Origin of the sequence: Acinetobacter sp. FL, assembly GCF_040744925.1 — a bacterium.
Classification (GTDB): domain Bacteria; phylum Pseudomonadota; class Gammaproteobacteria; order Pseudomonadales; family Moraxellaceae; genus Acinetobacter; species Acinetobacter radioresistens.
In genome coordinates this window covers 2,821,038-2,846,345 of the sequence record NZ_CP160437.1, presented here as the reverse complement: position 1 = coordinate 2,846,345, position 25,308 = coordinate 2,821,038, and the positions used below count along the sequence as shown (strand labels likewise).

Below are 25,308 nucleotides of genomic sequence, written 5' to 3'. Positions count from 1 at the left end.
AGAACTGTTGTTGAGCTATACTGATAGATGAGTAATCCATACATTGATTAGTTGGCAAAAGGCAGCTTGCCACCCTGGTCATGTACAGTTTCAAAGGTTTCAACCCGTAACTGCTCTTGTGCATTATTAAAATATTGCTGGCGTAGCTGCTGTATTGCCTGGTCTTTCGCTGCCTCGCTCATCCCGCCTGTCTTAATATGATCGCGTGCACTCAGATACTGGTTCACCCGGCTTTTCCAGTCGTCACGTTCAGTGTCCAGTCTTTCCAGACGTTGGGTTGCCTCTGGTCCCACCAGATTTAGCCGCATCTGGCGTATCTCATCATTTGAACCACCGCGTGCCTGAATGTCTGCGGTAAGTTTTCTTAAATCTTCGAGTTTATTAAGCTGCTCAAGATTATCCTGCCAGTCTTGTGGAAGCTGTTTGAACAGTTCTTTAAGTTCCTGTGCTTTCTCACTTTCAGACAGGTTTTTATCATCCAGAATGTCCATGCGGTCCAGTGTATATTGATGATAAATATTTTCGGTTCCAAACAGACCTTCTATTTCATAAGCCGAGAAAAACTGCTGACGCAGATTTTTCATCTTGTTAAAAATAGCGCGATAGTATTGTGTGCTGTCTCTGTCGGTACTTGAAGCCTGCAAGTCACCTAGAGCAATACGGTAGTCAATATAACGGTTCCACAGGTCCAGAATCTGTGACTGTGCGGGGTCTTTATGAACTGTCTGAATATAGGACTTAAAATCGAGCTTGATCTGCTCAATATTTTTCTCACCATATTGTGTAATAAAATATTCAAAACAGTTACGGGTCTGTTCATTAATGATGAGGCGATTAGAAGAATCTAGCCGGAGCTGGCAGTTTATTTCAGTATCCTTCTGGCTTGGACTCAGGTAGGGAATACCTGCTTTAACCTGTGCTTGAGTTAGTACGGTTTGTTGGGGTAACAGCCCGGAAGCCGCTGCTGGTCCAACCGGCTGTTTTATGGTTTTATCCTGAGGCATAAGCCAGAAAATCAGGCCTGCTACACAAATGATAACAATAGATAAAACCATCCATATTTTATATTTCTGCATTCCTATGCACCTGTAATGCCGTTCTATTTATTTTAATTTTTAGAATCGGGTTCAATATGCCATAAAATTTTCTGGAACCTATAGAAAAGTTGTAAAAGGTGGGAACAGATTGATAACATGACGGCACTTACTCTAATCTGATTTTTCTCATGAAACGATCCTCATCCAAGATTCAGCGCCGCCCGGTTAGCGGGGTTTTTTTATTGAATAAACCGCTGGGGATCAGTTCAAATGCAGCATTGCAAAAGGTACGTTGGCTGTATCGTGCTGAAAAAGCCGGGCACACTGGGGCACTCGACCCTTTGGCTTCAGGCCTGTTACCCATTTGTCTGGGTGAAGCCACCAAATTTTCGCATTACCTGCTTGATTCAACCAAACGTTATCAGGCCACTATACAGCTTGGGCACAGCACGACTACTGGTGATGTCGAAGGTGAAATACTTTTACAGGCTGAGATACCCGAACTGGACGAAGAGAGAATCCGGCAGGTACTGGCCCAGTTTAAGGGTAATATCGAACAGGTGCCGCCGATGTATTCGGCTTTAAAAAAAGAGGGTCGTCCCTTATATGAGCTGGCACGTAAAGGTATTGAAATTGAACGTGAAGCACGGCCAGTGAGTATTTATGCGATTGAATTACTGTCATTTACGGCGCAGAGTATTACGCTGGATATAACCTGCTCTAAAGGAACTTATATTCGTGTCCTGGGGGAGGATGTTGCTCAGGCGCTCGGGAGTTATGGCCATCTGACTTATCTGCACCGTATAAAAACAGGGCCTTTCGACCTGATTCCCAGCTATACCATCGAATACTTGGAAAGTCTGAATGAAGCTGAACGTGAGGCACTATTATTACCAGTTTATGCACCGGTTGACTATTTTCCTAAAATACAGGTACCAGAAGGACGAAGCGAATACTTTAGCCGGGGTATGGAAAGTAATATCGAGCATATAGCAGAGACCCAAGTGCTGGTATTTGAGGGTGAAAAATGTCTGGGTCTGGCAGAAATTACAGATAAGAAACGGCTGGTACCAAAAAGGGTGCTGAATCTCTGATTTACTGCAATATTAAACATCAAGGATAGATCTGGATATGGATATCGAAATTATTATCAGTCTGGTTTTTTTTGCGTTTTGTGCCGGCCTGATTGATGCTGCTGTTGGAGGCGGTGGCCTGATCCAGATTCCAGCACTGATGGGAACTTTCCCGCATTTGCTCCCAGCAACAATTTTCGGTACTAACAAGCTGGCGTCAATCGCAGGTACTGCTTCAGCTGCATTTTCCTACGCCAGACGGGTGCGTTTTGTCTGGAAGTTACTGGTGGTCATTGCCGGCTGTGCATTTGTCAGCAGTTTTATCGGGGCTGCCTGTGTATCGATGATTCCGGTTTCTGTATTACGTCCACTGGTACTGCTTATGCTGATCATCATGGCTGTATATACTTTCATGAAAAAGCAGTTCGGCCAGGTACATACTGAACGTCCGGTTAACTCCAGTTTCTTGTTAATGGCGGCACTCGGCAGTATTTTAATCGGATTCTATGATGGTATTTTTGGCCCTGGTACAGGTAGCTTCTTTATCTTCTTCTTCATCCGGTTTTTAAGTGTTGATTTTTTACATGCTTCTGCACTGTCTAAAATTGGTAATTTAATGACCAATCTGGCAGCTTTAAGTTTTTTTATTCCAACCGGTCATGTTCTGTTTGGTATTGGTTTAGGTATGGCACTGGCCAATATTTTCGGGTCTTTAATGGGGGTCCGGCTGGCTTTAAAGTATGGAAGTGGCCTTATCCGGATTTTATTTTTAATTCTGGTGAGTATTCTGATTATACGCCTGACCTATCAGATGGTAACAGCAGGCTTCATGTAAAATAAAAAAGCATAGTGAATACAAGCTGATACAAAAACACGGTTTTTTAAAGACAAAGTGAAGCCTGTAAAAAAGCTAATATAAACAAACATTAAAGATAAGACTCTAATAAAATTATATCCAACTGGAAATATTTTGTACGGGTTGCATCATCACCTTAGCCAATGAATATTTTAGTGAAAGGGGAGCAGTATGAATATATTTGAAGCATTACGCGAGAGCCATGAACGCCAGCGCGATCTTGCTGACCAGCTTTTAAAAACCCATGGAGATTCTCCAGAGCGTCGTAGTGTATTTCAAGCACTTAAAAACGAGCTGTTCGCTCATGAAGTGGCTGAAGACCGCTTTTTTTATATTCCCTTAATGATGACTGATTCTGGTCTGGGTATTACTCGCCATGCTTTGGCTGAACATCATGAAATGGATGAAATGGTTGAAGAGCTCACCGAGCTGGATATGAGTAATACAGGCTGGCTGGCACTGGCAAAAAAACTGACTGAGACAGTTCATCACCATCTGACTGAAGAAGAACACCGTTTTTTTCAGCAAGCCGGTAAAATTCTGGATGAGCAGCAAAAAACTGTATTGGCCAAACAATATCTGAACGAATATGAACACTATAAGGAAATCAGTAAAACCATGCTGTAGTATCAGAAAAAGATGGCAAGAGCCATCTTTTTTGGTTTATTGGGCTTTTAGAAGTCGGTGACCGGTTGACGTGAACGTTTGCTGGTTCCTACCGTTACACCAACTGAGGCAAGCATAATGCAGCCAAGCGCAACCCACTGCCAGGTATTAATCTGTTCTTTTAACAGGACCATGCCAGCCAGCGCAGCCAGTGCAGGCGAGAGACTGGAGAGGGTACCATAGCTAAGTTTACTCAGGCTTTTCAGTGCCAGCAGATCCAGTGCATAAGGTATGGCGGTAGCCAATAAGGCAACCATAAGTACTTTACCCCAATGCTGGGTTTGCACTAGTGCAGGAGCATCCTGATATAATCCGATAGGCAGGAGTGCCAGTGCCGAGATAATAATGGCAATCGTCAATGCATGCATCCCAATATTTTGCTGTACTACTTTTTGACCAAAATAAATATAAATTGCCCAGCAGAAGCCGGCCCCCAGTGCACAGGCAGCTCCAAATACTGAAAAATTCTCGGCATTGGCACTGCCCCAAGGCACCATCAGTACAATTCCGATAATAGCCAGTAATACCCAGATATAGTCGCTACGATATTTGACCGACAATAAAGCCAAGCCTAGCGGTCCGGCAAACTCCAGCCCAACTGCAATACCTTGAGGAAGTTTATCTAGTGACAGATAAAACAGAATATTCATCAGGCCAAGTGATGCGCTATAGCAGAGCAGATCACGCCACCGTAAATAAGGCAGTCTTGAAATGATGCGCCAGGAACGAAACATGAGAGTTACGAGTACAGCGGCAAAACACAGCCTTAAAATAGTTACAGTCAGCGGATCCAGAACTGAAAAAAGCTGTTTGGCAAAGGATGCACTGATCTGATAGGAAATCATGGATAAAACCATGAATAGCACAGCAAGCAAAGATGAGTTTGACATAGGCGCGCGTGATCAGAGCATTTACCCAGATCGTAAAGAAAGAGATAGAGTCTATTATAACCAAAGCCCGGATAAATAGAGCTGGGAAAAAATACCTAGTTTGAAGAAGCCGAGGAATCTTTAGCTTGGGCGCGCAGGCGCGCGCGTTGAGTTGTTACTGTACAGCCAATTGAAGCAGCAATAATAGTTGCCAATGCGAGCCACTGGCTCCAGAGCAGCTGTTCACCCAGAAATAAAAAACCTGAAAATGCAGCAATCGCAGGTTCCAGACTCATTAAAGTACCAAAGCTAAGTGCAGTCAGATTACGTAGTGCAATCATTTCTAGAGAAAAAGGCAAGGCACTGGCCAGTATGGCAAGGACAATAAAAGAACCTATATGAGGTAATTCAAATGCGCTAAGAGTGGCAGGTGTAAACAGTAAAGCGGCTGGAAGCAAACAGCATGTACCGACCATCATGCCCAGGCAGACCGTATGATTCCCTGAAATACCCGAAGGTTTTTGCCCTGCAATAATATAGACAGCCCAACAGGCGCCGGCCCCTAATGCATAAGCTACACCTAACAGATCAAGTGACTGCTGCGTTTCATCTAAGGGTAGAAGTAATAAAAGGCCTAATACCGCAAGGCCGATCCAGATAAAATCATAGCGCTGACGGGCAAAAAACAGAGCTACACTCAAAGGGCCAATAAACTCAAAAGCGACTGCAATTCCTAATGGTAACCGGGCTATAGATAAATAAAACAGCAAGTTCATGCCAGCTAGTGCCAGTCCATAACTCAAGATGGCTTTCCAGCGGATATTCCTGAGATTAACTTTCCAGATTTGAAACACTGCAGCCAGAATGAGTGCACTAAACATTAAACGCAATGCTGCCACAGTAATGACCGGAAACTCACTGATCAGTACTTTTGCAAATGATCCGCTACCCTGTACTGAAAGCATTGCCAGTATAAGAAGCAAAAGAGCTTGTAAATGCGGTGCCTGTTTTATATTAAGCATGAAAAAAGACTGGAGCAATCAAAAGGATAATATCAGGTTCACTATAGGACTGGCACAAAGAAAAAGCCACAACCTCACGGTTGTGGCTTTGTCAGTATTTGTACGGATCAGAACAGTACACGAACGCGGATTGTGCCTTCTACTTGATGCAGAGTATCGAGTGCTTCTTGAGATGCAGAAGCATCTACATCCATCACCAGATAACCTACGTCACCTTTGGTCATTAATGACTGGCCCGAGATATTAATATTATGCTCGGCAAACAAAGTATTGATTTTGGACAGTACGCCAGGCACGTTTTTGTGAATGTGTAGCAGACGGTGTTTGCCTTCGGTCAGCGGTAAGGCAATTTCCGGGAAATTAACTGCAGAAAGTGTCATACCTTTATCAGAATAGGCCACAAATTTTTCAGCTACTTCCAAACCGATATTTGCCTGTGCTTCCATGGTAGAGCCACCAACATGTGGTGTCAGGATCACATTATCAAGACCACGCAGTGGAGAGACGAACTCTTCCCCATTTGCTTTTGGCTCTTTCGGGAATACGTCGACAGCAGCGCCAGCAATATGGCCAGATTTAATAGCATCGGCCAGATCTTCAATCACCACACAGGTACCGCGTGCTGCGTTTAAAAAGATTGAACCCGGCTTCATTTTTGCAAGCTGTTCTTTTGTAAAGAAATTACGGGTAGATGGAACGTCTGGCACATGCAGAGACACTACATCAGCAGTTGCAAGCAACTCATCTAAAGAGCCTATCTGACGGGCATTACCCATAGGCAGTTTAGTTACTACATCATAATAAATAACTTGCATGCCCAGGCTTTCAGCCAGAACAGAGAGCTGTGAACCAATTGAGCCGTAACCCACAATACCTAAAGTTTTGCCACGTGTTTCAAATGAACCGTTGGCAGATTTATTCCAGCCACCACGATGACAGGAAGCAGATTTCTCAGGTACACCACGAAGCAGCAGGATAGTTTCTGCCAGTACCAGCTCTGCTACAGAACGGGTATTTGAATAAGGTGCATTAAATACCGGAATCCCACGTTCCATTGCTGCTTTTAGGTCAACCTGGTTGGTACCGATACAAAAACAGCCAACCGCGATAAGCTTGTTGGCTGCTTCGAAAATCTCTTCGGTCAACTGCGTGCGAGAACGTATACCGATGAAGTGGGCATCTCTGATCGCTTCCTTGAGCGCTTCGCCTTCAAGCGCAGTCTTGCGATAGTCAATGTTGGTATAACCTGCAGCATTTAAAGTGTCGATCGCGTTTTGGTGAACGCCTTCTAGCAACAAGAAACGAATTTTATCTTTAGGAAGTGAAAGGTGTTGGCTCATTACCGCTCCGCTACAAAGGCCAAATTTAGTGGCAGTATGATAACATATTGGTCGCCCTATAGACATTTGCTTTATGACTGCCTCAGTGGATATTTTCCTGCTTTATGGTCGCTAGGCTGGTTTTATAAAACGCCAGCATGCCAAACATAACCTGAAAATCTGCTGTACTTATATATATGGTGTTGTGACAGTATATTTTTAGCATGCTTTATCCCGGCCTGACTTAGGGGTAAAATGTAAGCGCTTTTAATACCGGAATGAAAAAATTTCACGGTTTTTTCATCTTGTCCAAAGCAGTGCTTCTATTTCATGATCAGATTGTTGTTCTTTAAATTTTATTGGAAATGAAGCTTCTATAGTGCCGCACTTCTAATCTATTTCTTGCTAGGTCCGCAAAACGATGAATGCTCCAGTTACTTTAGCACCTGAATTATTGACCCAACTTTCTGCAATTGTTGGGGAAAACCGTATTAAAACCGATGCTGCCAGTCTGGATGCCTGGGGCAGGGACTATACCAAGCATTTTGAACCTAACCCGTCAGTCATCGTTTTTCCATCCAGTACAGAGCAGGTTCAGCAAGTCGTCAAGCTGGCCAATCAGTTTAATATTGCGATTACCCCTTCAGGGGGGCGTACCGGGCTCTCTGCTGGAGCAGTAGCAGCCAATGGTGAAATCGTAGTAAGCCTGGATAAAATGAACCAGGTACTGGAATTTTTTCCGGCAGACCGGATGGTACGGGTACAGGCGGGTATTGTAACCGAGCAGTTGCAGTCTTATGCAGAAGAACAGGGGATGTACTATCCGGTTGATTTTGCTTCTTCAGGTTCATCTCAAATTGGCGGCAATATCGGTACCAATGCAGGCGGTATTAAGGTTATTAAATATGGCATGACTCGTAACTGGGTGTTGGGCCTGACTGTAGTAACTGGTAAAGGTGATATTTTACGCCTGAACAAAGGTATGATTAAAAATGCAACCGGGTATGCCTTGCAACATCTGTTTATTGGTGGAGAAGGTACATTGGGGCTGGTAACTGAAGCTGAAATCAAGCTGGAACGTCAGCCACAAGACTTACAGGTCATGGTACTGGGTGTGCCAGATTTTGATGCGATCATGCCTATTCTGCATGCGTTCCAGAGCAAGATCGATCTGACAGCATTTGAGTTCTTTGGTGAACTGGCAATGCAGAAAGTGCTAGCCCATGGTCGTGTACAGCGTCCATTTGAAAGCCAGTGCCCATTTTATGTTCTGCTTGAGTTTGAAGCACCTTATGAGCCAATCATGGATAAGGCAATGGAAATCTTTGAACATTGCATGGAGCACGGCTGGGTACTTGATGGTGTGATGAGTCAGACTCTGGACCAGGCACAAAATCTATGGCGTCTGCGTGAAGATATTTCCGAGTCAATTGCCCCATTTACTCCCTATAAAAATGATATTTCAGTATTGATCACGCATGTACCGGCGTTTATTAAGGAAATTGATGCAATTGTTCAGGCCAATTATCCAGATTTTGAAATCTGCTGGTTTGGGCATATTGGCGATGGCAATCTGCACCTGAATATTTTAAAACCTGAAAATCTGAGTAAAGACGAGTTCTTTGCCAAATGCCAGGTCGTTAACAAGTATGTATTTGAGACCGTAAAAAAATATGATGGTTCAATTTCTGCCGAGCATGGGGTTGGAATGACCAAAAAGCCTTATCTCGACTATAGCCGTTCTGCTGAAGAGATTGAATATATGAAGGCACTTAAAAAAGTATTTGATCCGAATGGTATTATGAATCCGGGCAAACTGTTTGATCTTTAAGGCTACATAGCTTTAATAGTGTAAACAAAAAAAGCGTAGCACAATGGCTACGCTTTTTTTGCTGAAGGGGAACATGCAATGTTAAGAGTTTTTATTTTATCTTCGCTGTTACTGGGCGTGATGAGTGGCTGCGCTACAACCAGCAAGCTCATGAACTTTAAGTCTGATACACCTATACAGCAAGTTTTACAGGAGCGTCCCGAGCTGCTCAAAGATCTTGCTACAGTAGAAATACGCCAGTTTTTTAATAATATTGAGCGTCCGACAGCAGCTCAGGTAAAGGTTACTGAAACCGGCTTAAAAGATGATTCGGTCCGTTCAGTTCGCACTATTTATAGTTTCAAACATATTGAAAATAACTGGGAACTGGTAAATACCCAACGCTCATACCAGTGCATGCGTGGTAAAAATACCAAGTCTTTTCAGGCTGCTCAGTGTCCCTGAAAATATATAACTGATGTATAGGGATAATTCGGCTAAAAGTGGATCTGCTCGATATAGCCTTATTTTCTGGAATGGGTGGATCACTGTAAAAAATATAATTATTTCTTTTTCTTAAAAGAAGACTGCTACACATAAATTTTGCGACTGTAAAATTCACAGTATTTAAGATTATTCTCTGTTAGACTATACTGACTTGACCAAGTGGGTGTACTTGGTGAAGTCATAAAATCTCACATCATTATTTTTATCTTGCTAGACACTTTGTGAATACAGTGTTCTAAGTCGCTGCTCTCAAGCGCATTTTCTAAAACTTAATTTTTGAATACTTAGTGCTTGTCATTGGGCTGACGTTTATCTCCCTAAAAATGATACTCAGCCTTACAAGCCGATAAAGATATGTAGATAACAATGCAAAATATTCAAACCACCACATTGAGCCGCGCTACGCTCATGTTCCCATTGGCTTTGGTCCTGTTCGAATTTTCAGTGTATATCGGCAATGATCTGGTCCAGCCGGCAATGCTTGCTATTACTAGAGACTTCGGAGTCAGCAGTAGCTGGGCACCTTCTTCAATGTCATTTTATCTATTGGGTGGCGCCTGTGTTGCATGGCTTTTAGGACCACTTTCAGACCGTCTTGGCCGCAAAAAAGTTCTGCTCTCTGGAGTATTATTCTTTGTAGTGTGCTGCCTGCTGATTTTATTGACGCAACGTATTGAAACTTTTCTGGCCCTGCGTTTTTTACAGGGCATTGGCCTGACGGTAATTACCGCAGTAGGCTATGCTGCCATTCAAGAAACTTTTGAAGAGCGTGATGCGATTAAGGTCATGGCACTCATGGCCAATATCTCCTTGCTGGCACCTTTGCTTGGCCCTATTTTGGGTGCTTTTTTAATTGACCATGTTTCTTGGCACTGGGGTTTTATCGGTATTGCCCTGCTGGCATTTTTAAGCTGGTTTGGTCTGAAAGCTAAAATGCCGGAGTATAAGCAGAGTATTCCTAAACAGCCGATCAGCTATATTCTTTATGATTTCAAAAAGGTTTATCAGGATAAGCATTTTTTAGGCTTAACACTCGCTTTACCGATGGTCAGCATGCCGCTGATGTTATGGATTGCACTCTCTCCAGTCATGCTGGTCGAAGAACTTGGACTCAGCAGTCTGCAATATGGCATGGCACAGTTTCCGGTACTTGGCGGTCTGATCCTGGGCAATATTGTACTGATTAAAGTGATCGACAAGCTGGCATTAGGAAAAACAGTACTTATAGGTCTGCCTATTATGCTATTCGGTACTTTTATCCTGCTTCTGGGCGTGATCTGGCCAGCATATTTTTTGTGGAGTCTGATCATTGGAATGACCTTGATCAGCTTTGGAGAGGGACTCAGCTTTTCTGTCCTTTACCGGTTTGCCCTGATGTCATCGCAGGTTTCTAAGGGAACAGTTGCAGCCGCAGTATCAATGCTATTGATGTTCAGTTTTTTCATTATTATTGAGCTGGTTCGTATGCTTTACGAGCAGTTTCATTTATTGGGATACAGTCTGGCATGTCTTGTACTGATTGCGCTCTGGTTTACATTTCCACGGATGCTTTTAAATAAAGTAATGCAGCAGCGTCAGCAGCAGGATCTGAATTAAATACCCATTAAGTAGGCAATAAAAAATATGGACATCTGTTGAGATGTCCATATTTTTTATAGGAGCTATATTCTATTTAATTACACCACAGGCAATACGCTCACCACCACCACCAAGCGGTTTAGGATGATCTGAATAGTTATCACCACCTGCATGTACCATCACCGAAAGTCCCTGGATCTGGCTCAGGGTCAGACGCGGTGATAGCAAGGTCTGGTTAGCTTTCCCGTTGGAATCTACCGTAACAGCGGGCAGGTCCCCCAGATGACCAGTGGTTGGAGTACCATGACCTGTACCTGTGGGGTTAAAATGTCCGCCAGCAGCTTGGGCGGCAGTCATTTTTCCGTCTTTCATTGCTGGTTCGCATGAGCCACGTTCATGGATATGGAAGCCATGCTGACCTGAAGGCAGACTAGACAGGTTGGTCATGACTATAAGCCCCTGAGGACTGTCATGGAAGGTAACTGTACCGATTTTACTACCCACACCTTCAGGTGAAACAGCATGCACAGTAACGGTCTGCTGTTTGGCTGAATTGTGATGATCCATGGTAGTACAACCTACCGATACCGCCGCAGTCAGTGCACAAAGCGCGCTAACTTTAAATAGGGAGGAAAACATACAGTGCATCCTGATTGTGATTATTGTGCAGTCCAATTCAAGCAAAGCACTGTTCAATACACAATCAGCATTAAGTATGGTCTTGTATAAGTTTATTAACTTTAATCATTTACGGTGATTTCGGCGGCTCTTCATCATTTAAAATTTCATAGGCCAAAGAAGCATCCGGCACAGGTTCGGGTTCAGTGGTTTCATGCAGCCATTCACGCCAGATTGCCAGTATTACGGCTAAGATTACCGGACCAATGAATAGACCAACCAGGCCAAAACTGGCGACTCCACCTAGAACCCCAAACATGATAAGCAGGAAAGGGATTTGAGTCGCACCAGAGATTACCAGTGGCCGAATAACATTATCTGATGTACTGACAATACAGACACCCCATGCAAATACACCAATGGCTTCTACCGTCTGCCCCTGTGAAAATAGCCAGAGAGCAACCGAGCCATAGGCGACCGGTGTACCAAATGGAATTAATGCCAGCAAGAAAGTTGCAATAGTCAGAACCATCGGATTAGGCACCCCCGCCACTACATAACTTAAGCCAGCCAGGATTGCCTGAGCAATTGCAGTTAGACCTACACCATAAACTACGGCACGGGTAGTTTCTGAAATAGTGTCCATATAATGATGGATACGTGGCCCAATCACTTTTTCCATGGCTGTACTGACCTGTCTTAGAATAGTCTGTCCGTCACGGTAAAAAAAGAATAAGGACATGATCGCAAAACAGAGTTTAATAATATTTTTGCTAATTTCATTCAGGACGAAACGGCCATAACCTAAATGACCTTGGATCCAGGCAGCTACGTTTTGGGTAATGGACTGCGGGTCAGTATTTAGTTCTTTTAAGGTCCGGGTAACTTCTTTGCCAATGATAGGTAACTCGCGGATAAAATCAGGTACAGAAACATGTCCGGAAAAAATCTGGCGTTGCAGCTCGTAATACAGGTTACGGCCTTCATGCTGCAAAATGAAAATAGCAAAGGTCAGGGGAATACCAATGACCAAAATAATCAGAACAATCATGACAGACGCACTGATACTTGAACGCTGGTCGCACATCCGCTGGATAGACAGATAAAGTGGCCAGGTCATATAGGCGATAATTGCTGCCCAAAGGACCGGTACAATAAAGTATTTGAGCACATGGAAGCCCAAAAATACCAATATAAAAAACAGTCCAAATAACAAAACCCGCTGTAGGGTTGGAGCATATTGTTGCACTGATTTCTCTGATCTTTGATAGCCGATTAATCATATTAACCGAAAATACTCACCGGGGAAATGAATGCCGGGTGTAGGCCCGTGAATAAATTACACGATATAAAAAGAGCGGATAGCAGCTCAAAAATCAGAACCACTCGGTTGGATCTTCAATAATACTATCCAGAACCGGTTGCCACTGAGCTTGTAAAACCAGCAGATTTTTCTGATATTTATCAAATATAGCCAACCCCTGCATGGCCTGTTGGGCATAAGCTGAACGTTCTGCAATCCAGGCTACGGGTTCCTGTCCAACTTTTTGAAAAAAGCTCTGCATATCCTGCTGATTACTTTTTGGTGACTTGATCCGGTTTGCCAGCAATAGAATTTTTACCTTGCCTTTTTGTATCCGCCTGATCTCTTGGAGATGTTTTAAAAAACGCCGGGTACTGTCAATATCAAAAAAAGAAGGTTGAAGCGGAACAATAATATGCTGGCTTTCACGGATCAGCTGTTCAGCATGTTCTCCACGTAATGCGCCGGGTGCATCAATAATTAAATAGTCCAGGTCTGCGGGAGCTTCACCGATCTGTTTTTCTTTTCGCCAGTCTAGAGCAATAATTGGCGTGGCTGTTTCAGGTCGTAGCTTTAACCATTGTAAGGCTGACTTCTGGTGATCTGCATCTGCCAGCCCGACCTGATAACCTTTTTGGGAGAGTGCCGTGGCTAAAGTGATTGCTGCAATGGTTTTTCCACAGCCCCCTTTCTGGTTAGCAATCAATATTGTTTTCATTCACTTTAGTACAATGATCTATCTCTACCCTAGCTTAGCAGCTTTTTATGTGAGAAATGTGACACATGACAAAAGTTGTAGGACTCTATACATTACTATGCACATGAAATATGAGGAATATATATGTCAATCTGGATGGCCATGCTGATTGGTGCCTGCATCGGTGTGGTACTTGCCACTTTCATTTTGTCAAATACACGTAATGGACGGATCAAGGCGGAATATGAACAGTATATTGCCGAGCTAGAACGTGAACACCAGAAGGCACTGACTCATGCACAAAAGCGCAGTGTAAACACTAGCCGTGCAGTCCTTAAGGGCAAAATGGCCGAACAGCTGGCTCCAATCCTGCCTGAGTTCCAGTATTTGCCGAGCGATGCCAAATTTTTAGGGGACCCGGTGGATTATGTGGTATTTGATGGCTATACCGACTTTCGTGATGGCGAAGGCCGAGCAGATGAAATTCAAGTAGTGCTGATTGATATTAAAAGTGGAAATGCACGCTTAACCAAAGGCCAGCAGGCAATTGCTCAGGCAATCCGTGACGGGCGGGTACGTTTTGAGACCGTGCGTATTGATTTTGATGAAGTATAGCGCTTAGACCCGCGTTTAAATAAATAGAGTCAAGACAAAATCAAACCTAAACCGTGCTGATTGTTACTAAAATTTGATACTCTTTTCATATTTTCTTCTTCTAATATAGAGTTAAGAAACACGCTGATTACAGGGGGAAATTGATGTCAAAACGCTTAATATGTAGTGTATTACTGGGCTTATGGGTAGGACAGGCCAGTGCATCGACCTCTGCTGAATATAATATTGCTAAAGGATTGGCACCTGCTGTAAAAGATCAGTCTATTGCAGTACTTAAACCTTTCGCTGGTGATTTCCGTATATTAGGTTCAAAAATTTATACTCATGATGAACAAGCCAAATTTTCCCCCATTGATTATGCAGTCAGTTGGGGAATGTTTGCCGAGCCGGAAATTGCCCGGCGTATCAGTGTGAACCAGTATGACCGTTTCCTGAACTGGAAAATAGACAAGCTGCCGGTACCACCGAAACAGGCCATGCAAATGGTATCAAATATGCATATTATTCCAGCCAATCCTAAAATTGCCCAGGAAATTAAGAAAGTGAAACGGGGTGATCTGGTCCGTTTACATGGCGAGTTGGTTGAAGTAAAGGATAAAGATTTGGTCTGGACCTCATCACTTACTCCAACTGATTTGGGAGAAGGGGCTTGTGAATTATTTCGGGTAAACTCGATTCAATGGATCGAGAAAGTCAGAAGTTAAATTTAAAGTTGTTACGAAATTAAATAAAGGAAGTTTAATCCAGATAACCTATACCCGACTTCACAATAATGCAGCCGGGTATATGTTTTCGGGCTTCAGAGGTATAATTACCAAGAATTATATATTTTAGCTCTGCCATTTACTGCTGTTTTGCAGGTTCAGAAAATGGTGGCTGTGATTGTTGGCTGGCAGTTTGCTGCTGGTTTTTCCAGTGCTTCAATTGCTCTTGCGCATGTAAATAATCGCCTAAGCCCTGTACCTGATTGTTATTACCTTTCTGTTCAGGTTGCTGCTCAAGTAATTTGGCCTGATTATCCCAGTATTCTGCATGTAGCCCCTGAATATAGCGACCCTGCTCAGTTTTTAAGTCCAGTTCACGCAACATATTACGTGCTGACTGAATATGCTCGCGTTTTCGCTGCTGCTCAAATTCTTCAGTGAGCGAGCCTTCCTGACGCATTTTACCAAGTTCTTCCTCCAGTTCATCACTCATGGCTAAAAAACGGCTTTCATAGTCTTCCAGTAGCTGAATATCGTGAGCATCATTCGGAGTAGCCGGAAATTGTTTAACTGGAGGCGTTTCCAGCTGTTTCATGACTTCTACATCTTCCTGCTGTTGCTGCGAAAGATCACCAGTTTCCGGGTTTTCCTTTTGGCAGCCGCCCAGTAAGAGGCCTGAACAGAACATCAGAGGTAAAGCGAGACGGGCTGTTTTATTCATATGTACTCCCTCATTTTAAACATGATTTTTTCAGTTATTTATAACTGACTTTTTTAAAGCTATAAGCATAAGTTACATATGGAAATTCAATTTCATCCTGAGGTTGCTTGTTAGTATAGTGCCGGACGGTTTCTTCAAACTGCTGTTTTAGGGCCCGCTGTTGAGACTCTGACATGGCTGCAATAAAGCTGGTCGACAGTAAACGTTTGGATACCACCTGTTCTACCGTACCTTTTTGTACTTGTGATAAAACCTTGACCTTTTCCAGCTGAAACAGAAACTGGTTATCAAAAACTTCTTTCCAGTGACCACTATGATAGCGTGGGGTAGTTCCTTCAAATGGCGCAATCAGCTCAGCCAAGGCATGCACCCATTCAACTTCAATATCACGCTGGTTCCAGACCAGTCCCAGATAACCTGCCGGTTTAAGCACCTCATAAATTTCATTCAGGCTCTGAATATCAGCAAACCAGTGAAAAGATTGTGCACAAAGTACGGCATCCTGGCTCTCATTCCCTAAAGGTAAATGCTGTGCGGTGCCCGGTAATGCGACAACATCCGGATAACGTTTTTCCAGTTCTGCGAGCATTTCTGCAACAGGTTCAACCGCAGTAATATGAGAAGTTAAAGCCTGTAAATATGGTAAAAATTTGCCTGTACCTGCGCCCAGATCGACGACATACGACGATTGACTTAAATTCAGGTCATTCCTTAGCCAATCAATTACCTGTTTAGGATAGCTGGGCCGTACCTCCTGATAAAGTCGGGCAGCCTGACTAAAGCCTTTTTGTGCGGCAGGATGTAGTGAATGTGTCATATTTTGCGCTTTTTAATTTGAGTGACCTCGATAAAATAAGATACTGAGCAAATTGGCTCAGGCAAAGGCCTTATTGTTTTCATTTTTATAGGAGAAGTGTAGGCGCTACGGTGCCTCATAGGCGAATGGACAAGCAGATAGTTTTTGAAGACGACGATATCCGGGTAATTTTTCTAAAAGGACATTCTCGTGAACTGGTTTTTTCCTTTGGTGACTTAATTACCAAAGCTAATGGTATGTCAATTAATGCCGAGAAATCTCTTTCTAAATATGACTACAACGTTATTGGTGTCATGCCCAAGCGGAAATCATGGTTTCCGGCAGCCAGTATGCAGGCCATGCTGGAACAGATACAGCCTATTTTAGCGCAGTTCGACTATGTAGCTGGATATGGCGGCTCAATGGGTGGTTATGCTGCGATAAAATATTCTCGCTTGCTTGGCATGAACCGGGTCATTGCTTTTGTTCCGCAATACTCCATTAATCCAGATGAAGTCAATGACCGCCGTTATAGCGAGTTCTTTGATGCTGACCTGAATGCCAATATGCGGATTGAACGCTCTGATATTGCGCCAGATAGTGAATATATTCTGGTTTATGACCCGTATTTTGAAGCTGATCATGAACATTATTCAAAAATTCAACCCCTAATTCCGCAACTGCATACTATTCATTTACCGTTTACCGGCCATGATGCCTTGGCTGTACTGGCCAGCTCGACCCTGCTAAATGACTTTATTTCACATGAATGGGACCAGCAATATTTTTATAAACAGGTGCGTGAGGTTAAAAAGAACAGTAAATTCTATTACCGTAATGTTATTGCCAGGTTCCTGCCAAAACACAGCGCCAAACTTGGAAAAATCCTGAAAAATGGTGAATTCCAGCTCGACGGGCAATATCTGGATGCTCAATTAAAGCAGCTGATTACCCGAACCTTGCTGACCAACAAGCAGGTAAATGAGCAGGACCTGTTGAAGCTGGGTATTAAAGTCAACATGCCACATGATCAGGAGCAGCGCAGCCTGTTGCAGGACTGCCATCAGGCCTATCTGGTATTTAATTTAATTACTCAGAAGCTGGAAAGCTATAGTCAGGATGCGATTAGTCTCAATAACAAGTATCTGATCTCTCTACAGGCGAAAGAAACTGGTCTGCTCAGTGTTGATCTGAACAATGAGCGCTATATGGTGGTAATGAATGACCGCCGTATTATGCGGCTGGTAAAAGAGCAGGATGCACTTTCTCCAGACATGAGTCCGATTGTTCTAAAAAAATATCCGGATTTTTATGTACTCAGTTATAAAAACCTGAACCTGAGCTGTGATGAATATGGCAATTGCCATTTTTCTGTAGAACACGTTCAAAATACAGAGAAATTTGTGGTGGTCTAAAGGCCAGATTAATCTGTTAGCCGGTCTAAGCCTTCATGGTTTAGCCCGGCTTTTTTGGGTCTGTAAATAGCTGGAATTTAAATAGGAAAGTTACCTGATCTTACAAACTTGCTTTATTCTGTATGTGGGCTATAGTCGGGATTCAGTAATAGGTTTTTTGTAAATACCTAAATTTAAAGAAAAAAGATAAGGAGTGTAGATGTGAATGTTTATCCATCTTTGCTGTTTAGCTTAATATTTTTATTCCCTGGCTTCGCTCATGCGGGTGCAGTACATACACCGCATCTGGTTTTTGGTCTGGGAGTCATGGTAGTGCTGACTTTCGCGCTATATATCTTAAAAGAGGCCTGGCAATTTTATAAAAGCCATCAGCACAAACCAGTGATTAAAAAACGTAAATTGCTGGCACCTGAAATTTAACACTAAAATTGTAGGCTAAGGATCATCTCTTGCATTGCTCTGGAATAAACATGGACGAGCTGTTTAAATGGAGTAGAGTCGCAGGAGATGAATCCAATGAAAGCCGTATTTCTAGACTTTAATTCACTGAACCAAAATGATCTGGAGATCAGTCGTCTTCAACAGCAGTTTGACCAGCTGATTTTACATGCAGTTACTGCACCAGATGAAATTCTGGAGCGTGTACAGAATGTCGATGTCATTATTACCAATAAAGTCAGAGTAAATGCCGAACTGATTCGTCAGCTTCCCAAGTTAAAACTGATTCTGATTTCTGCTACCGGCACCAATAATGTAGATCTGAGTGCAGCCCGTGAGCATAACATCGTGGTCTGTAACTGTCAGGGCTATGGCACACCGGCTGTTGCCCAGCATACCTTATTGCTTATGCTGAGTCTGGCAACCTCCTTTTTAAAATATGACCGTGCGGTGCGGACCGGTGCATGGAACAAGGCCGAGCAGTTCTGTCTACTCGACTTCCCGATTGTTGAACTGGCTGGAAAGACTTTAGGAATTGTAGGGTATGGCGAACTCGGACAGGCTGTAGCCCGGCTGGCAGAGGCATTTGGCATGCAGGTCAAGATTGCCTCTTTACCGTGTCGTCCGGGGGGAACTGATCGGATTCCATTAAAGGAGCTGCTACCGCAAGTTGATTTTCTGAGTCTGCATTGTCCTTTGACCGAACAGACCCAAAACCTGATTGGAGCAGCAGAGCTGCAACAGATGAAACCTACCGCCTTTCTCATTAACTGTGCACGTGGTGGACTGGTGAATGAGACAGCATTGGTCCAAGCCTTAAAAAATGGTGAAATCGCCGGAGCTGCCAGCGATGTACTCACCGTTGAGCCACCTAAACAGGGCAATATTTTACTGAATGAGGATATTCCAAATCTGATTGTTACACCGCATTCTGCTTGGGGAAGTGTTCAGGCGCGACAGCGTATGCTAGAGCAGCTTGCTGAAAATACTGAAGCCTTTAAACGAGGCCTGCCTATCCGGCAGGTCAATTAGTAAAGAGTTTTAACCAGCCAGCCCATTCCAAAGCATGGGCGTTGCATAATTCTAATCTCTTAATATTTTGCCCAAATATTGTGTAAGCCTGTTAAGCATTTAAAGAAAGGTGTTAGCTCAATATATTTATTTAATCCCACGCAAGTTTAAAGTTCTGTGATTGCATAGCTGGTAGCGCCTGAATGGGGTTGTAAGGGCGCTGTAGTTTGGGTAGCTGTCGATGATTGGCTTAGAGGTTGCTGAATAATAGGCGCCGGTTGTTGCGGTGTGCCACCCCATGCTTCTCGGGAGCTCTGGATTCTCTGGTTAGCTTGTTGAGCTGCCTGCTGTGTTCCCTGATCCACCTTTTGAATAGTATCTGAGGCAACAGATTTGGTGTTGTTCCAGGCGCGGTCGACATCTGGTTTAATTCTGGCGATGCCTTTTTCAGTCACCTTTCCCACTTTCTCCGCAGTATTGATTACGCCTTCTTGTGCTTTATAGGCAAATACATGCAGCAGATTTGGGTTCTCACCATAAGGTGTGACCGGTTTAGTAATCTGTGAAGAGGTCTGAGTAGAATTCGCCTGGGCGAGGAGTGGTACAGCGCCCATAAGAGCGATGAGCAAAAGTATTGGAGTTTTAATATTCATTAAGAATCGACCTCGAATTTGTTAAAGAGCGGTCTGAATGTTTTAGTGTAGCGGATGATGTTTTAAAAACAATGAATATCCTGTGAAGAATCGCTAAAGAAGAATATTGCAGTATCTTATAATTATTTTAATTTAAAAAAGATATAAACGGTTATACAGCGATTTATGCAGCAACGTTATAGAGGACGCCCTATCTTTTATAAAAACAGGGCGAGTTTGCTAGTTACATTGATCTAGCGCTTCTTTGGCAAAATGATCGCGCAGGGTAACAAAATTCTTTTGAACATTCGCATCATGCAGGTTAAATTTCTCTGCTTTGCTGGTGCCATCACGCTGGAATGTGGCCGAACCGGCATTAATTAATCCCATACCTTTAAATGACCACTGCTCCACAACACGGTTTTCACCAATATCACCTGTAAATTCAATCACGCATTTATCAAGGAATTTGGTCAGTTTTGCCTTGTTGTTGTTAGTTGCCGGAACAACTTCAAGATTTTGTACTTCCTGTAAAACGCCAAGATCAAGCTGAGGAATTTTTGGGGCTGAGCTACAAGCTGTAACTGCGATACTCGCAAGACCCGTCAACATGAGTGTTTTAAATGTCATATGATTCTTTCTTGTTGAGTGTTGTTAGTTTGAGTATATGAAATATATAGTGAATTGCCTATAGTCATACATTATCTATTCCAGTCTTGAGGACGAATACGGCCTGTTTGATAGTAAATAGAAACAAGTTCTATAAAATTTCTAAAATCAGAATTTTCATTTAATATTCGATTAATGGATTGCCAATCAACCTCTGGTCTACGACGAGCAGGTAATAAAATTTCACTTTCACTTGGATTTTCAGGAATTAGAAGTATTACCCCGATACCGTGGAGGGCAGAAAGCATCCGAAGCTCTTCTTCAACCTCACTCGTAGATATTGATGTTGCGACTAAATATCCTTCATTAGCCCAACTTGAATTACTCACAGCCTGAAAAAAACTACTACGAATATTACTGCTATTTAGTTCCTTCTTGACTTCAAAAGACCATAGACGAACATTTTGACCAGAGCTATGTTTTACACAGGTTCTGATTAATTCATTCCAACGGTTATCTAATGCTTGCATAGCAACAACGTCAGGATGTAGCCATTGATTTCCATTCTGACCACGGGAATTTTTTGAACGTTTCTCATCAATTCTAAGGCAGTTTAGATTAAATTCAGAATTTAAAAACTCAATAAGAATTGGATAAAGATCATGTTCAGATAAATGATCTAATTTAATAATAGGTAAGTGAACTTCAGCATCAATATTTTCAGAATTAAAAATAGTATTAATTTCCCGTGTTAATTCATATGTTGAATTAGGATCAAACCAGAATTGTCTTGGACGAGGTTGATCACGTATATGAATATGCGGCGATACCTTTAAAATACTAGTTTTTGCATTACTACTAATTTCACGAACAATTTGTTGTACAAAATCTGAATTTGATTCAAATCGATGGTTTAATCTTTTTTGTTCGTAATCTTCAGGAAAAAGCTGAATAATAGCCTCAGCTATTTCACGTGATGTAAATTTTTGATTTGGGTAAGATTTTAAAAATTCTACAACTTTTTGCGATTGTGATAATTTCATTATATTTAAAAAAATAAAAACCCCACTAACTTATAGCGGGGTTCTATAGACTTTTCAACTAATTAAAGCTTAGTGCTGCAACACCGAAATATCAGCTACTTTGGTAAACAAATCACGAAGCTGTGCAAGCATACGTAAACGGTTTGCTTTCAGCTCAGCATCATCTGCCATCACCATAACACCGTCAAAGAACGCGTCCACTGGCACACGAAGAGCAGCAAGTGCAGACAACGCAGCAGTGTAGTCTTTGGCAGCAAATAATGGCTCAACCACAGGCGTAATTTTCGCAAGTTCAGCAAATAATGCTTTTTCAGCATTTTCAACCAAGTTTGCTTCAACCACTGAACCTTCAGGTGCAGCTTCTTTCGCCAGAATATTTGCAACACGCTTGTTTGCAGCAGCCAATGCAGCAGCTTCAGGCAGATTGCGGAAATGGTTAACGGCATTAACACGTTTGTCAAAGTCAAGCGGAGAAGCAGGTGACATCGCCTGGACTGCCTGAATGACATCTACCTGAACACCTTGGTCTTCATATTTGGCCCGGTAACGGCCTTCAAGGAAGGCAACTGCATCACTACGGGTTTTATTCGGATCAGTAATCAGCGCGCCATAGGCATGCAGGGCAGAGTTCACCAGTGCTTCAATCGTTACATCAAGATTATTTTCAATAATCAGGCGCAAGGTACCAATTGCCGAACGGCGAAGTGCAAACGGGTCCTTTGAACCTGTAGGAGCCTGCCCAATTCCAAAAATACCTACCAGTGTATCCAGACGGTCGGCCAGTGCAATCGTAGTGCCTGTTTTGGTTTTCGGTAAAACATCACCTGCAAATTTTGGCAGATACTGCTCGCCAAGCGCTTCAGCGACTTCATCATTTTCACCCTCAAGTCGGGCATAGTATGTCCCTGCAATCCCTTGAAGCTCAGGGAATTCACCTACCAGCTCGGAAGTCAGGTCGCATTTAGACAGCATGGCGGCTCTTTCAGCATCAGCAACCTGTGCACCTGTAAACTTGGTCAGTTCCACAGCCAGCATTGCGATACGTACAGTCTTGTCCCATAAGGTGCCAAGCTGTGCCTGAAATACCATGTTAGCCAGTTTTTCTGAACGTGAAGCCAGCGGCTGTTTCTGATCCTGCAAAAAGAAGAACTCGGCATCTGACAGACGTGGGCGAACAACTTTTTCATTACCTTCAATAATCTGCTTCGGGTCTTTTGACTCAATATTCGATACGGTAATAAAATAAGGCTGAAGCTTGTGGTCGCTGTTGACCAGACAGAAGTATTTCTGGTTATCCTGCATGGTCGTGATTAGTGCTTCTTGTGGAACGGCAAGAAAACGCTCTTCAAAGCTGGCACGCAGAGCCACCGGCCATTCTACCAGTGCAGTTACTTCATCACGCAAGTCAGCCGGTACAATGGCAATTGCATTGACTTCATCAGCGAGAGCTTTTACCTGCTGGTCAATAATGGCTTGACGTTCTTCAAATGAAGCTACGACTTTAGCTGCACGCAGTGCATCCAGGTAGGCATCAGCATTTGCAAGTGTAATTGCGTCTGGTGCATGGAACCGGTGACCATAGGTTACATTACCAGCTGTATGGTCTTGAATAGTAGCATCAATGACCTGATCATCTTTTAGTAATACTACCCATTTGACTGGCCGTACAAATTCAGTACGGCTGGCTGCTGAGCGCATACGTTTTGCCACAGGCAGATGATCTAAAGCAGTTTGCAGGATTTGTGGCAGTAATACATCCAGACTCTGACCTTTTACATCTTTTAAGTAGCAGACCTTTTCAACTTTACCTGCCTGGAATGTTGATACTTGATCAATACTGATACCCTGACCACGCATAAAGCCTTCTAAAGCTTTGGTTGGTTTGCCTTCAGCATCATAAGCCGCTTGAACCGCAGGACCATCAAAACGCTTCTGTGTATCTGCTTGTGCACCATCGACATTCACAATTTTAAGGGCTAAACGACGTGGGGCAGCATAAGCTTCGATTGAATCAAAGGCTAGACCAGCATCTTTTAAACCTTTCACTGTTTCTGCCTGTAAGGCATCTCGTAGGGTTTTCAGGCTTTTTGGAGGAAGTTCTTCACAGCCAAGTTCAAATAAAACTGTATGTTTAGACATTATTTGTTCTCCGCTGATTTTTCTGCCTGAGCAGCATCATTTTCCGCTTGAGCTTTAAGCTGGGCCAAGACTTCATCACGCAGATGAGGCTCGGCCATCGGGAAGCCTAGTTTGGCACGGGCCTGTACATAACTCTGTGCAATGGCACGGGCCAGTGTACGTACACGCAAAATATAGCGCTGACGTTCAGTCACAGAAATCGCACCACGTGCATCAAGAAGGTTAAAGCTATGTGAAGCTTTGATCACCTGTTCGTATGCCGGTAGTGGAAGTTCTGCTTCCATTAAACGGCTGGCTTCAGTTTCGTAAAAATCAAATAGTTCAAATAGTTTTTCAACTGGCGCATATTCGAAGTTATAAGTGGACTGTTCTACTTCATTCTGGTGAAACACATCGCCGTAAGTGACCGTACCAAACTGGCCTTTGGTCCAGACCAGATCATAAACCGAGTCTACACCTTGCAGGTACATGGCCAGACGCTCAAGACCGTAAGTAATTTCACCTGTAACCGGATAGCACTCTACCCCACCAACTTGCTGGAAATAGGTAAACTGTGTCACTTCCATACCGTTCAGCCAGACTTCCCAGCCCAAACCCCAAGCGCCAAGTGTTGGAGATTCCCAGTTGTCTTCTACAAAACGGATATCATGGGTTAGCGTATCAATACCAATAGCCTTTAATGAATCCAGATAAAGCTGCTGGATATTATCCGGATTAGGCTTCAGCACTACCTGGAATTGGTAATAATGCTGTAAACGGTTTGGATTCTCACCGTAACGTCCATCTTTAGGACGGCGTGATGGCTGGACATAAGCCGCATTCCAGGTTTCAGGGCCTAATGCACGCAGAAAAGTCGCAGTGTGGAAAGTACCTGCACCCATTTCCATGTCGTAAGGTTGTAATACGACGCAGCCTTGCTCGGCCCAGTAATTTTGTAAGGCAAGAATTAAGCCTTGAAATGTATCAATATGTGATATGGCGCGACTCATGTAGCATCCACTAGAATATGAGAAAAAATTGTCCCTAAGTATAGGGAATTTGCAGGGGAGTGGCAAAGAATTCTATTTAAGAGTGCGAATCATGAGTTAAAGCAGAATTTTCAAGTCAGACCAGGCTTATTATTAAAATCAGTTCAACTTTTTTATACAGATAAAATTCCACCAAACAGGTATTTAAACCTAGATTCTAGAAAATAAACCAGCATAAAACCTGATTTAGCTATAGCGGAATTCCTGTCCTTCAACTATTCATCAGTAGGTTTTTAACTTGTTAAAATGTGCAATCGCTGGGGCAGGCTGTGAATCAAAATATTTAAGTAGCAACCAGTAAAAGAATCCGGTCAATAAGGCCATCATATAATAGCCGCCACTTAAATAAAGTTCCCAGCCCATTGAAATATTATGATTGAGTATGAGCTGCAACAAAGTCAGCATAATTAACCATACACTTATAGAGCCGACTAAAATAATTCCCAGATTTAGATGAAATTTGAGTTGTATAAGCTGAGATAAGCCATAAGCAAACGGTAATGCTAGAATACAGTAAACTGCATAAATCATGACAGCTACAAACAGAATACTGACTACAGAGGATAACTGGCCTGCACCATTGGCGGCTGCCGAGAAAATTAAAATCACCAGCAGGCTTGGTATCGGTGCCAGAAGCAAAGAGCGTATTAAAGCTGTATTGCTATAGATTTTATTGTTCATATCATCCAGTCTTGATTAATCCCTGATCAATTATGAGTAAATAACAGAGCCAAGTAAGTATAAAGCCGAGAAAAGTTAAGTAACGCTAAGAAGCGTTGTGACTGCATTACAAAAAAACCAA

26 protein-coding genes are annotated in these 25,308 nt (G+C 43.0%); 11 read left to right on the top strand and 15 right to left on the bottom strand.

Annotated features, from left to right (window positions below; genetic code table 11):
- Nucleotides 1–47 precede the first annotated feature (47 nt).
- Nucleotides 48–1,076 (bottom strand): lipase secretion chaperone, encoded by a 1,029-nt coding sequence (locus ABZP31_RS13395; RefSeq protein WP_138000895.1) that lies wholly within the window; start codon nucleotides 1,074–1,076, stop codon nucleotides 48–50.
- A gap of 149 nt (nucleotides 1,077–1,225) precedes the next feature.
- Here ABZP31_RS13395 and truB point away from each other — a divergent pair, with 149 nt between their 5' ends.
- The 3 genes from truB (at nucleotide 1,226) to ABZP31_RS13380 (ending at nucleotide 3,593) form a co-directional block, all read left to right on the top strand.
- Entirely contained in the window at nucleotides 1,226–2,131 is a 906-nt protein-coding gene (gene truB, locus ABZP31_RS13390) for a tRNA pseudouridine(55) synthase TruB (RefSeq protein ID WP_248133742.1), read from the top strand.
- A gap of 37 nt (nucleotides 2,132–2,168) precedes the next feature.
- Entirely contained in the window at nucleotides 2,169–2,945 is a 777-nt protein-coding gene (locus ABZP31_RS13385) for a TSUP family transporter (protein ID WP_248133741.1), read from the top strand.
- A 192-nt stretch (nucleotides 2,946–3,137) separates the two neighbouring features.
- Nucleotides 3,138–3,593, top strand: a complete 456-nt coding sequence (locus ABZP31_RS13380; RefSeq protein WP_005018199.1) for a hemerythrin domain-containing protein — start codon at nucleotides 3,138–3,140, stop codon at nucleotides 3,591–3,593.
- A 47-nt stretch (nucleotides 3,594–3,640) separates the two neighbouring features.
- On the opposite strand, the gene ABZP31_RS13375 is transcribed toward ABZP31_RS13380, so the two are convergent.
- From ABZP31_RS13375 to serA, 3 genes are all read right to left on the bottom strand, one after another.
- The gene (locus ABZP31_RS13375) at nucleotides 3,641–4,522 is read right to left on the bottom strand and encodes an EamA family transporter (RefSeq protein ID WP_026056639.1); all 882 of its coding nucleotides are present in this window, start codon (nucleotides 4,520–4,522) and stop codon (nucleotides 3,641–3,643) included.
- A 95-nt stretch (nucleotides 4,523–4,617) separates the two neighbouring features.
- Complete coding sequence (locus tag ABZP31_RS13370; protein ID WP_034669864.1) at nucleotides 4,618–5,523, bottom strand: EamA family transporter; 906 nt, start codon at nucleotides 5,521–5,523, stop codon at nucleotides 4,618–4,620.
- Nucleotides 5,524–5,630: 107 nt separating this feature from the next.
- Entirely contained in the window at nucleotides 5,631–6,863 is a 1,233-nt protein-coding gene (gene serA, locus ABZP31_RS13365) for a phosphoglycerate dehydrogenase (RefSeq protein WP_367156827.1), read from the bottom strand.
- Nucleotides 6,864–7,263: 400 nt separating this feature from the next.
- Between serA and ABZP31_RS13360 the strand changes: the two genes are divergently transcribed.
- The 3 genes from ABZP31_RS13360 (at nucleotide 7,264) to ABZP31_RS13350 (ending at nucleotide 10,755) form a co-directional block, all read left to right on the top strand.
- Entirely contained in the window at nucleotides 7,264–8,673 is a 1,410-nt protein-coding gene (locus tag ABZP31_RS13360; protein WP_017400873.1) for an FAD-binding oxidoreductase, read from the top strand.
- A 78-nt stretch (nucleotides 8,674–8,751) separates the two neighbouring features.
- Entirely contained in the window at nucleotides 8,752–9,117 is a 366-nt protein-coding gene (locus ABZP31_RS13355; protein WP_005024332.1) for a hypothetical protein, read from the top strand.
- A 408-nt stretch (nucleotides 9,118–9,525) separates the two neighbouring features.
- Entirely contained in the window at nucleotides 9,526–10,755 is a 1,230-nt protein-coding gene (locus tag ABZP31_RS13350; RefSeq protein ID WP_248087063.1) for an MFS transporter, read from the top strand.
- 72 nt (nucleotides 10,756–10,827) lie between these two features.
- On the opposite strand, the gene sodC is transcribed toward ABZP31_RS13350, so the two are convergent.
- From sodC to ABZP31_RS13335, 3 genes are all read right to left on the bottom strand, one after another.
- Entirely contained in the window at nucleotides 10,828–11,376 is a 549-nt protein-coding gene (sodC, locus tag ABZP31_RS13345; protein WP_248133739.1) for a superoxide dismutase [Cu-Zn] SodC, read from the bottom strand.
- 109 nt (nucleotides 11,377–11,485) lie between these two features.
- Complete coding sequence (locus tag ABZP31_RS13340; RefSeq protein ID WP_248133738.1) at nucleotides 11,486–12,604, bottom strand: AI-2E family transporter; 1,119 nt, start codon at nucleotides 12,602–12,604, stop codon at nucleotides 11,486–11,488.
- 127 nt (nucleotides 12,605–12,731) lie between these two features.
- Nucleotides 12,732–13,376, bottom strand: a complete 645-nt coding sequence (locus ABZP31_RS13335; protein WP_248121925.1) for a ParA family protein — start codon at nucleotides 13,374–13,376, stop codon at nucleotides 12,732–12,734.
- A 123-nt stretch (nucleotides 13,377–13,499) separates the two neighbouring features.
- Here ABZP31_RS13335 and ABZP31_RS13330 point away from each other — a divergent pair, with 123 nt between their 5' ends.
- Entirely contained in the window at nucleotides 13,500–13,970 is a 471-nt protein-coding gene (locus ABZP31_RS13330; RefSeq protein WP_005018222.1) for a Holliday junction resolvase-like protein, read from the top strand.
- Between the two features lie 143 nt (nucleotides 13,971–14,113).
- Nucleotides 14,114–14,674 carry a hypothetical protein gene (locus ABZP31_RS13325; protein ID WP_005018223.1) on the top strand — a complete coding sequence of 187 codons (561 nt, stop codon included), beginning with the start codon at nucleotides 14,114–14,116 and terminating at the stop codon, nucleotides 14,672–14,674.
- Between the two features lie 139 nt (nucleotides 14,675–14,813).
- Here the strand turns inward: ABZP31_RS13325 and ABZP31_RS13320 are convergent, their stop codons facing one another.
- Together ABZP31_RS13320 and ABZP31_RS13315 are read right to left on the bottom strand one after the other, a co-directional pair.
- A complete protein-coding gene (locus ABZP31_RS13320; RefSeq protein WP_005407245.1) occupies nucleotides 14,814–15,395 on the bottom strand; it encodes a hypothetical protein in 582 nt (193 codons plus the stop codon).
- A gap of 34 nt (nucleotides 15,396–15,429) precedes the next feature.
- Entirely contained in the window at nucleotides 15,430–16,212 is a 783-nt protein-coding gene (locus ABZP31_RS13315; RefSeq protein ID WP_005407273.1) for a class I SAM-dependent methyltransferase, read from the bottom strand.
- 125 nt (nucleotides 16,213–16,337) lie between these two features.
- Here ABZP31_RS13315 and ABZP31_RS13310 point away from each other — a divergent pair, with 125 nt between their 5' ends.
- From ABZP31_RS13310 to ABZP31_RS13300, 3 genes are all read left to right on the top strand, one after another.
- Nucleotides 16,338–17,606 (top strand): hypothetical protein, encoded by a 1,269-nt coding sequence (locus ABZP31_RS13310; RefSeq protein WP_119879633.1) that lies wholly within the window; start codon nucleotides 16,338–16,340, stop codon nucleotides 17,604–17,606.
- Nucleotides 17,607–17,807: 201 nt separating this feature from the next.
- On the top strand, nucleotides 17,808–18,026 hold the full coding sequence (locus ABZP31_RS13305; protein ID WP_248133737.1) for a hypothetical protein: 219 nt from the start codon (nucleotides 17,808–17,810) through the stop codon (nucleotides 18,024–18,026).
- A 96-nt stretch (nucleotides 18,027–18,122) separates the two neighbouring features.
- Complete coding sequence (locus tag ABZP31_RS13300; protein WP_005018230.1) at nucleotides 18,123–19,076, top strand: 2-hydroxyacid dehydrogenase; 954 nt, start codon at nucleotides 18,123–18,125, stop codon at nucleotides 19,074–19,076.
- 146 nt (nucleotides 19,077–19,222) lie between these two features.
- On the opposite strand, the gene ABZP31_RS13295 is transcribed toward ABZP31_RS13300, so the two are convergent.
- From ABZP31_RS13295 to ABZP31_RS13270, 6 genes are all read right to left on the bottom strand, one after another.
- A complete protein-coding gene (locus ABZP31_RS13295) occupies nucleotides 19,223–19,708 on the bottom strand; it encodes a hypothetical protein (RefSeq protein WP_005018232.1) in 486 nt (161 codons plus the stop codon).
- A gap of 219 nt (nucleotides 19,709–19,927) precedes the next feature.
- Nucleotides 19,928–20,317 (bottom strand): hypothetical protein, encoded by a 390-nt coding sequence (locus ABZP31_RS13290; protein ID WP_248133736.1) that lies wholly within the window; start codon nucleotides 20,315–20,317, stop codon nucleotides 19,928–19,930.
- A gap of 71 nt (nucleotides 20,318–20,388) precedes the next feature.
- Nucleotides 20,389–21,339, bottom strand: a complete 951-nt coding sequence (locus ABZP31_RS13285; RefSeq protein WP_248087073.1) for a COG2958 family protein — start codon at nucleotides 21,337–21,339, stop codon at nucleotides 20,389–20,391.
- Between the two features lie 69 nt (nucleotides 21,340–21,408).
- Entirely contained in the window at nucleotides 21,409–23,478 is a 2,070-nt protein-coding gene (gene glyS / locus ABZP31_RS13280) for a glycine--tRNA ligase subunit beta (RefSeq protein WP_248133735.1), read from the bottom strand.
- Nucleotides 23,478–24,467 carry a glycine--tRNA ligase subunit alpha gene (gene glyQ, locus ABZP31_RS13275; protein WP_005018241.1) on the bottom strand — a complete coding sequence of 330 codons (990 nt, stop codon included), beginning with the start codon at nucleotides 24,465–24,467 and terminating at the stop codon, nucleotides 23,478–23,480. Before glyQ ends, glyS begins: the two co-directional genes overlap by 1 nt.
- Before the next feature lie 261 nt (nucleotides 24,468–24,728).
- Nucleotides 24,729–25,187, bottom strand: coding sequence for a hypothetical protein (locus ABZP31_RS13270; RefSeq protein ID WP_005018242.1), 459 nt, complete (start codon nucleotides 25,185–25,187; stop codon nucleotides 24,729–24,731).
- Nucleotides 25,188–25,308 lie beyond the last annotated feature (121 nt).

What these genes read in the sequence shown, in the direction of transcription:
- ABZP31_RS13395 (WP_138000895.1), bottom strand. Translation starts at nt 1,076, where the DNA reads ATGCAGAAATATAAAATATGGATGGTTTTATCTATTGTTATCATTTGT.
- truB (WP_248133742.1), top strand. Translation starts at nt 1,226, where the DNA reads ATGAAACGATCCTCATCCAAGATTCAGCGCCGCCCGGTTAGCGGGGTT.
- ABZP31_RS13385 (WP_248133741.1), top strand. Translation starts at nt 2,169, where the DNA reads ATGGATATCGAAATTATTATCAGTCTGGTTTTTTTTGCGTTTTGTGCC.
- ABZP31_RS13380 (WP_005018199.1), top strand. Translation starts at nt 3,138, where the DNA reads ATGAATATATTTGAAGCATTACGCGAGAGCCATGAACGCCAGCGCGAT.
- ABZP31_RS13375 (WP_026056639.1), bottom strand. Translation starts at nt 4,522, where the DNA reads ATGTCAAACTCATCTTTGCTTGCTGTGCTATTCATGGTTTTATCCATG.
- ABZP31_RS13370 (WP_034669864.1), bottom strand. Translation starts at nt 5,523, where the DNA reads ATGCTTAATATAAAACAGGCACCGCATTTACAAGCTCTTTTGCTTCTT.
- serA (WP_367156827.1), bottom strand. Translation starts at nt 6,863, where the DNA reads ATGAGCCAACACCTTTCACTTCCTAAAGATAAAATTCGTTTCTTGTTG.
- ABZP31_RS13360 (WP_017400873.1), top strand. Translation starts at nt 7,264, where the DNA reads ATGAATGCTCCAGTTACTTTAGCACCTGAATTATTGACCCAACTTTCT.
- ABZP31_RS13355 (WP_005024332.1), top strand. Translation starts at nt 8,752, where the DNA reads ATGTTAAGAGTTTTTATTTTATCTTCGCTGTTACTGGGCGTGATGAGT.
- ABZP31_RS13350 (WP_248087063.1), top strand. Translation starts at nt 9,526, where the DNA reads ATGCAAAATATTCAAACCACCACATTGAGCCGCGCTACGCTCATGTTC.
- sodC (WP_248133739.1), bottom strand. Translation starts at nt 11,376, where the DNA reads ATGTTTTCCTCCCTATTTAAAGTTAGCGCGCTTTGTGCACTGACTGCG.
- ABZP31_RS13335 (WP_248121925.1), bottom strand. Translation starts at nt 13,376, where the DNA reads ATGAAAACAATATTGATTGCTAACCAGAAAGGGGGCTGTGGAAAAACC.
- ABZP31_RS13330 (WP_005018222.1), top strand. Translation starts at nt 13,500, where the DNA reads ATGTCAATCTGGATGGCCATGCTGATTGGTGCCTGCATCGGTGTGGTA.
- ABZP31_RS13325 (WP_005018223.1), top strand. Translation starts at nt 14,114, where the DNA reads ATGTCAAAACGCTTAATATGTAGTGTATTACTGGGCTTATGGGTAGGA.
- ABZP31_RS13320 (WP_005407245.1), bottom strand. Translation starts at nt 15,395, where the DNA reads ATGAATAAAACAGCCCGTCTCGCTTTACCTCTGATGTTCTGTTCAGGC.
- ABZP31_RS13315 (WP_005407273.1), bottom strand. Translation starts at nt 16,212, where the DNA reads ATGACACATTCACTACATCCTGCCGCACAAAAAGGCTTTAGTCAGGCT.
- ABZP31_RS13310 (WP_119879633.1), top strand. Translation starts at nt 16,338, where the DNA reads ATGGACAAGCAGATAGTTTTTGAAGACGACGATATCCGGGTAATTTTT.
- ABZP31_RS13300 (WP_005018230.1), top strand. Translation starts at nt 18,123, where the DNA reads ATGAAAGCCGTATTTCTAGACTTTAATTCACTGAACCAAAATGATCTG.
- ABZP31_RS13295 (WP_005018232.1), bottom strand. Translation starts at nt 19,708, where the DNA reads ATGAATATTAAAACTCCAATACTTTTGCTCATCGCTCTTATGGGCGCT.
- ABZP31_RS13290 (WP_248133736.1), bottom strand. Translation starts at nt 20,317, where the DNA reads ATGACATTTAAAACACTCATGTTGACGGGTCTTGCGAGTATCGCAGTT.
- ABZP31_RS13285 (WP_248087073.1), bottom strand. Translation starts at nt 21,339, where the DNA reads ATGAAATTATCACAATCGCAAAAAGTTGTAGAATTTTTAAAATCTTAC.
- glyS (WP_248133735.1), bottom strand. Translation starts at nt 23,478, where the DNA reads ATGTCTAAACATACAGTTTTATTTGAACTTGGCTGTGAAGAACTTCCT.
- glyQ (WP_005018241.1), bottom strand. Translation starts at nt 24,467, where the DNA reads ATGAGTCGCGCCATATCACATATTGATACATTTCAAGGCTTAATTCTT.
- ABZP31_RS13270 (WP_005018242.1), bottom strand. Translation starts at nt 25,187, where the DNA reads ATGAACAATAAAATCTATAGCAATACAGCTTTAATACGCTCTTTGCTT.